Source organism: Hydrogenimonas sp. (assembly GCF_029933015.1).
Classification (GTDB): Bacteria; Campylobacterota; Campylobacteria; order Campylobacterales; family Hydrogenimonadaceae; genus Hydrogenimonas.
This window is the reverse complement of record NZ_JAOZOZ010000076.1, coordinates 1-7,446: the sequence shown is the minus strand read 5'-3', so window position 1 is coordinate 7,446 and position 7,446 is coordinate 1. Positions and strand designations below refer to the sequence as shown.

Below are 7,446 nucleotides of genomic sequence, written 5' to 3'. Positions count from 1 at the left end.
CTGCAAACATCGCGAAAACGGCCGATACTATCTATCATGAGATCGAAATCCGTTTATCACTTTTTTCCGCTCGCAATCGTTATGGTGCTTGCGGGCTGCGGGGGAGGAGAGGGTTCCTCTTCCGAATTCTCCTCCTCCCAGAGCCACATCACCCATCACAGCTATCCGCTCCATACCGGTATCACCTCCACCGTCTTCTGGATCGGAGAGGAGGCCGACGCCTCCAACGGCGGCATCGCCAATCTCTCCAGTGCCTGGGACGAAAAGTGGATAGCACGATACGGCGGTGTCGATAGCCCCGATCAAAGGGACGGGTACCGTCCCGCCGGCTTCATCCCCCGCGAAAACCCATTCTACGTGGCGCTCCCTTTCAACGACTTCGACGAAAACGGTGTACGCAAAGCGGATCTGCAGAAATGGATACCCTGGTACGAGCCCGGTCTGCCGGAGGATCGCTCCTACTGCAAGAACCGGTGGGTGGAGATCGCCAAGGGTGACAGGAGAGTCTACGCCCAGTGGGAAGACGTGGGACCTTTCGGAGAGGATGACGCCGCCTACGTCTTCGCGGATGCCATGCCGAAAAACGGTGTCAACGACCGTGCGGGCATCGATCTCTCTCCGGCTGTCAGGGACTATCTGGGAGTCGAAGATATCGACAGGGTCGACTGGCGTTTCGTCGACGAAGCGGAGGTGCCCGAAGGTCCGTGGAAGAGGATCGTGACCGTCAGCGGCGTCGGCTGGCCGCTGTGGCATCGTCTGGATGCGGGGGCGACCTTCCAGTGGCAGCTGACCGGGACGGTGGACACTTCCTACGACGTGTCCCTCTACGACATCGATCTCTTCGACAGCAGTGCCGATCTGATCGAGAGGCTGCACGAGGATGGGAGAGAGGTGGTCTGCTACTTCAGCGCGGGAAGCTACGAGGCGTGGCGGGAGGATGCCGCCGATTTCCCGAAAGAAGCGCTGGGAAAGGATCTCGAGGGTTGGGCCGGCGAGCGGTGGCTCGATATACGATCGCAGGAGATCCGCGAAATCATGCGACGACGTCTCGATCTGGCGGTGCAAAAGGGGTGTGACGGCGTGGAGCCCGACAATGTGGACGGCTACGCCAACGATACGGGATTTCCTCTCACCTACGCCGACCAGCTCGCCTACAACCGGTTTCTGGCGGAAGAGGCGCACCGGCGCGGACTCTCCATCGGTCTGAAAAACGATCTGGAGCAGGTCGAAGCGCTCGAACCGTGGTTCGATTTCGCTCTGAACGAAGAGTGTCACCAATACGACGAATGCGGCGCGCTGGACCCTTTCATCGATGCGGCCAAGCCGGTCTTCAACGTCGAGTACGACGACATCTACCTTGACGATCCCGAGGCGAGGGAGCGTCTTTGCGAGGATTCTCGAACGAGAGGTTTTACGACGCTGGTATTGCCTATGAACCTGGATGGAAGTTTCCGTTACGACTGCCAGTGACTTTCAAAACGATCCCTTAACAATTTTTGTAATATTGACGATCTAAAGAGGTATTATTTTCAGACAGAAAGAGGATATGGAACAGGTCGAAATCAAACGCTCCATCGCCAACGGTCTGCTCGACTCCGACGAGAAGTTTCGTGCGCTCGTGGAGCACGCCGTGGTGGGCATCTATATCATACAGGACGGAAAGTTCAGCTATGTCAACAAACGTCTGGCCGAGATATTCGGCTACGAGCGTGACGAACTGATAGGAAAGAGCAATCTCGACCTGACCCATCCCGACGACAGAAACATAGCCAAAGAGAATATCCGAAAGCGCATCGAAGGCTATGAAGAGAGCATCGAATACTCCTTCCGCGGCATCACCAAAGAGGGTGAGATGATATATCTCAGGGCCTACGGAAGCGTTTTTCACTATCAGGGGGAGCGGGCGATCATCGGGACGCTGATCGACGAGACCGAAACGGTCCTGGCCAAAAAGGAGCTGGAGCGCCTCGCAAACTACGACACGCTCACGGGTCTTTACAACCGCCACGTCTTCGTCAACGAATTCAAACGGGCCGTCGCCCTCGGCAACCGCCGCGACCACAAGGTGGCGCTGATCGTCTTCGATATCGACAACTTCAAACGGATCAACGACTCCCTGGGGCACAAGGCCGGGGACAAACTTCTCGACGCCATCAGCAAACGTGTCGCGAAAATCCTCAGAAAGACCGATCTGTTCGCCCGTATCGGCGGTGACGAGTTCGCCATCATCGTCGAGGACTATCTCAATCTCGAAGAGATCGGGACGCTGATCGGACGCATCCAGGACACGGTGCACACCTCTTTGGATATCAACGGCATCCATCTGCATATCTCCATCAGTCTGGGGGTCGCGCTCTTTCCCGAACACGGCCGGGATATCGAGACCCTCCAGAAGGCGGCGGATATCGCTCTGTATGAAGCCAAAAAGAGCGGGAAAAACCGTTTCGCCTTTTTCGCCCACAACAGCGACATGATGCTCGACAACATCCAGATGGAGACCGAACTCTTCGAAGCGCTGGAAAAAGGGGAGCTCGAAGCGTGGCTGCAGCCCCAGATCGATCTGAAAAACGGCACGATCTGCGGCGCCGAGAGTCTCATCCGGTGGATCCATCCCGAAAAGGGGATGATAGCCCCCGACCGTTTTCTGCCGCTGGCCAGAGAGCTCGGCATTCTGTACAGGATCGACATGTTCGTCATCGAGAATGTTTTCGAGCTGCTTCGGAAATGGAAAAAGGAGTGCAGTTTCTGTCCCACCCTCTCGGTGAACATCTCCAGCGCACTGTTTCACCACCAGCAGTTTCTGCCGAAGATGAAGTCGATCCACAGACGATACGAGGGGCTTTGCGAGTTCGTCGAGCTTGAGCTGACGGAGGATATCCTGATCGAAAACGAAAGGCACGCCTATCTGCTGATCAAATCGCTCAAATCGCTGGGTTTCAAGCTCTCGATCGACGATTTCGGGACGGGATACTCCTCTTTGAGCCATCTGAAGATGCTGGAGGTGGACAAACTGAAGATCGACAGAAGTTTCATCGAAGATATCACCGAAAATCCCAACGACCGGGCCATCGTCGAGTCGATCATCGCCATGGGGCATACGCTGGGTCTGGAGATCGTGGCGGAAGGGGTCGAAACGAAAGCGCAGGCCGAGATGCTCCATGCGATCGGCTGCGACGTGATCCAGGGGTACTACTACTCCAGACCGCTGCCTATCGAAGATTTCGAAAAGCGGTGGCTTCCCGTCAACTCCCTCTGAAAGAGGGGGAGAGCCCTTTTACTGTTCCCAGCGCCACTTTCTCAGCTTCTGGTGGCAACCCACACACTCCTGGACGATATGGCTGTATCCGGCGGCGATGTTGCTGTAGTCGTGTTTGGAGAAGATATCCTCTTTCATCATTCTGACGTAGCGTTCGATATTCCTTTCGCTCTTTTGGGCGAGGGCCATGGCGAATTCCGGATTGTCGGGCATGTATTTTTTCAGCGCTTCGCCGTGTTTCGTCAGATAGCCGTCTTCGATGCGTTTTAGCATCCTGACACCCGCGAGAAGCTCCTCTTTGTCGTTGTAGAGGATCGCTTCCTGTATGCGCGTCAGTCCACCCGCAAGCGTTTTCATCGTCTCTTTGAGCTCTTTTTGCTCCTGGGTCATTGGTGTTTTTGTCTGACCGGCACCCAACATTACAATTCCGAGCCCAAGTGTCATTAAAACTTTTCTCATGACAGCTCCTTTTTGTTAGATAAGTATATTTTATCTAAAAGGAGCCGGTTTCCGATTGAATAAAATAAATTAATATTATAATTGAAGAAGCTCAGGAGAGCATGATCCCGTAGGGGCGGCGGATCTGTTCGACCAGTGCGGGGATGCTGACGTTACGGCTGACTCTCGCGAACTCCCTGCCGCCCAGAAAGACGATGGCCGTGGGGATGGAGAAGACGCCGAAGGCCGCCGCGATCTCGGCGTGCTCTCCCACGTCCACCGTGAGCTTTTCGATTTTCGGGAAATTCTTTTCGAAGGCTTCGAAGAGTTTGGGCTGCAGCGCGTGGCAGACGTTGCAGTGCTCTCCCCGGAAGTAGAGGAGCACGCCGGGTTTCTCTTCGATGGTCTGACGGATCGATTCGAGTGTCATGGTTTTCCTTGGCAGGGGATATGTCGATGTTATTTTACACCATATCGTCCGCCATGTGGATGTGAACGGATTTAAACCAAAGAGGTTGAAGGGAAAAGATTGGTATATAATCGAATCCAGCGGGACGAAAAAGAGCTCCTTTGTGGAAAGCGGATAGTGTGAGGAGAGAGGTATGAAACGAATGACGAGCCGTTTCGCCGGATGGGTGACGGTGTTTTTGCTGATGACAGGATGCGGGGGAGGCGGAGGCGGTGAGGTCTCTTCCGTCGAAAAGGAGACCGATAGTGGTCGTACCGTCCGTTACGCCGTCGCGTCGGCGGATGAGGCTTCGGCTTTTCTCTCCCGTGCCACGTTCGGAGCGACACCCGAAGAGATCGACCGCCTGGTTCGTCTGGGCGACTACGACCTCTGGCTGCAGGAGCAGTTCCAGGAACCGCCGAGCTACCATATGGCGTGGGCCGAGGAGCGTGCCGAAGGCGTCGGCGGTGTCGGCGACCTGAAGGATCATCCCGAAGACTGGAAACGCTTCAGCGATGCGCTGGGGTATCTCCAGCGCGACGCGTGGTGGGATATCGCGGTCCATGGGAGGGATCAGCTGCGACAGCGTGTCGCTTTCGCACTGAGCGAAATCCTCGTCATCTCCAGAAACGGGCCGCTTCTGACCTATCCCGATGCACGCATCTCCTATTACGACGTTCTGGTCCGGCACGCTTTCGACAGTTACGAAGAGCTGCTGAAGGCGGTGACCTACCATCCCGCCATGGGAAAATATCTCAGTTATCTGGGAAACGCCAAAGCGGGTACCCGGGGCGCCCACCCGGACGAAAACTACGCCAGGGAGGTGATGCAGCTCTTCTCCATCGGTCTCTATCGCCTCGACCGGGACGGCAGACGCCTCCTGCGCGACGGCAGGCCGCAGCCCGTCTACGATCAGAAAGATATCGAACAGATGGCGAAGATCTTCACGGGATTGACGGACGACAACGGGCAGTTCGAGACGGAAGCCTCCTTTTCGAGCCACCACGCCCGCACATCCGCCATGGTGGCGGTGGAGGAGTACCATGACAGGAGCGAAAAAAGGCTGTTTTCTGAAGGCCGTCTCGTTCCGGCGGGAGGCGATACGAAGGGGGACATCGACAAGGCGCTCCATATGCTCGCCACCCACCCCAACACGGCGCCTTTCGTATCAAGAAGGCTGATCCAGCGGCTGGTGACGAGCAACCCCTCTCCGGCATACGTGGAGAGAGTCGCCGAAGTGTTCGAAGACAACGGAAAGGGAGAACACGGCGATCTTGGGGCGGTCGTCCGGGCGATCCTGCTCGACGACGAAGCGCTGCACGGCGCACGAAACCGTCCGGAGATCTTCGGAAAGTTCCGGGAACCGCTTTTGTATTTCACCCATCTTTTCAGGGCCTTTCACGCGCAAGACGGCTACCATATCCTCAGACAGGGGGATACGCCGCTCTACCGCTACCGCTCCTTCAACTTCAACGGCACCGGATACACCCGGCAGGAGGGGCCTTTGGAGGCGTTGACCGTGTTCAACTACTTCACACCCGAGGATGCGCCCTATACGCTGAAAAAGGAGGGGATCGCGGCTCCGGAACTGGAACTCTACGGCAAACAGGGCATCGACGAGGTGCTGATGGGGATCATCCACAAAAACGACTCCATCTACGGACTCTTCGAAATAAGCGCCGATCTGCAGCTGGAGAAAGAGAGCGCTCTGGCGTCTGGGAAGAGGTACGGGGAGCTGCTCGATCGGCTCGACAGGATCCTGACGGCAGGCCATCTGAGCGCGTCCACGAGAGAGGCCATACTCTCCTACGCCCGGGCGCACGCATCGGACGAAGGGATGAGTGGGGAGAAGATGGCCCGCCATATGCTCGGCCTGGTGATCACCTCCCCGGATTACGCGTTGCAGCGGTAAAGGAGCGGATATGAAAAAATCGTTGAACCGAAGAGAGTTTCTGAAGCGTTCCGCGGCGGGTCTCCTCTCCCTCTCGCCTCTGGGCGCGATGCTGGCGTCGCCGGAGCGTCTCGATGCGGCGCAGACGGCGGGGGATTACAGGGCGATCGTCTGTGTACTGCTGGAGGGAGGTGCGGACGTTTTCAACATGATCGTGCCCACGGGCAGGGAGAGCTACGATGACTACAGGGCCGTGAGGAAAGGGCTCGCGGTGGAGAGGGAGAGCCTGCTGGGATTCACACACGCCGACGCGGCGGGACGCAATCCGCTGGCCTACGGGATGCGCTCGAACATGGGGCGTATGCATGAACTTTTCGAAAAAAAGCGGCTGGCCCTCGTCGCCAATGTCGGGACGCTGGTACGTCCCACGACCGCCGAAGAGATCCGAGAAGGCGGGGCGGTGCTGCCGAACCAGCTTTTCGCCCACAATACCCAGAGGGATCTGTGGATGCTCGGTGATGCGAAAAATCCGCACAAAATGGGCTGGGCCGCGAGGACGGCCGATCTCTTTTTCCCGGAGGGGAGTCCCTGGTGCAACATCACGGTGGGCGGAAACAATCTGATGCAGCTGGGTGCGGTGAAAGAGGCCGTGGCCTTTTCCGAGGCCGCCGTCTCTCCCGATACGATGCGCTATTACGGTTTCGGCCCCGAAGCGGGCAGCGGAGAGCTCGGCGGCGTCTATCAGGATATCTACGAGGCGATGCGCGGCGACGGCAACCGGCTGATGGCCGCTTTCGCGCAAAAAAGGGTCGAGGAGCTGCGGCGCCCGGATCTGCTGGCGGGTCTTTTCGACGGGGTGCGTGAATTCGACGGTTTTTCGACAGGCGTCCACGAGACGGGAGTGCCGCTGGGGAAACAGCTGGAACTGGTGGCGAAAATCCTCTCGGTCAGAGAGAACTTTCCGGGCCGTCCCGGACGACAGATCTTTTTCGTCAATCACCACGGATGGGACACACACGACTCCGACAACGCGCACCAGACCGGTTATCTGAGCGATTCGCTGGGAGCCTTCTACGACGCGCTGGAAGAGATGGGGCTGACGGAGCGGGTCACGCTTTTTACCCTGTCGGATTTCGGACGCTCCCTCAGCCCCAACGGAGCGGGTACCGACCACGGATGGGGCAGCCACGCTTTCGTCATGGGCGGTGCCGTGAAGGGGGGCGATATCTACGGGAGGATGCCGGAACTGCGTCCCGATTCCCCGGACGCCTGGTCGGACAGAATGGTACCCACGACCGCCATGGAGAGCTACCTCGCCACGATCGTCGGGTGGTTCGGCGCGACGGAAGAGGAGCTCGACGCCATTTTTCCGAATCTGCGCAGTTTCGGGACACGGAACATGGGTTTCATGGG

General features: G+C 57.6%; 6 protein-coding genes. 4 read left to right on the top strand and 2 right to left on the bottom strand.

Annotated elements, in window-relative coordinates:
* Positions 1-81: 81 nt before the first annotated feature.
* Both Q1K23_RS06305 and Q1K23_RS06300 read left to right on the top strand, forming a co-directional pair.
* Complete coding sequence (locus Q1K23_RS06305; protein WP_300363296.1) at positions 82-1,470, top strand: endo alpha-1,4 polygalactosaminidase; 1,389 nt, start codon at positions 82-84, stop codon at positions 1,468-1,470.
* 76 nt (positions 1,471-1,546) lie between these two features.
* Positions 1,547-3,256, top strand: coding sequence for an EAL domain-containing protein (locus tag Q1K23_RS06300; RefSeq protein WP_300363295.1), 1,710 nt, complete (start codon positions 1,547-1,549; stop codon positions 3,254-3,256).
* Positions 3,257-3,274: 18 nt separating this feature from the next.
* On the opposite strand, the gene Q1K23_RS06295 is transcribed toward Q1K23_RS06300, so the two are convergent.
* Both Q1K23_RS06295 and Q1K23_RS06290 read right to left on the bottom strand, forming a co-directional pair.
* Positions 3,275-3,715 carry a hypothetical protein gene (locus Q1K23_RS06295; RefSeq protein ID WP_300363294.1) on the bottom strand — a complete coding sequence of 147 codons (441 nt, stop codon included), beginning with the start codon at positions 3,713-3,715 and terminating at the stop codon, positions 3,275-3,277.
* Positions 3,716-3,806: 91 nt separating this feature from the next.
* Positions 3,807-4,124, bottom strand: a complete 318-nt coding sequence (locus tag Q1K23_RS06290) for a thioredoxin family protein (protein ID WP_300363293.1) — start codon at positions 4,122-4,124, stop codon at positions 3,807-3,809.
* A gap of 172 nt (positions 4,125-4,296) precedes the next feature.
* Between Q1K23_RS06290 and Q1K23_RS06285 the strand changes: the two genes are divergently transcribed.
* Positions 4,297-6,054: a DUF1800 domain-containing protein gene (locus Q1K23_RS06285; RefSeq protein ID WP_300363292.1), complete on the top strand. Its 1,758-nt coding sequence runs from the start codon at positions 4,297-4,299 to the stop codon at positions 6,052-6,054.
* Between the two features lie 10 nt (positions 6,055-6,064).
* On the top strand, positions 6,065-7,446 hold a 1,382-nt coding region (locus Q1K23_RS06280), incomplete at its 3' end, for a DUF1501 domain-containing protein (RefSeq protein ID WP_300363291.1).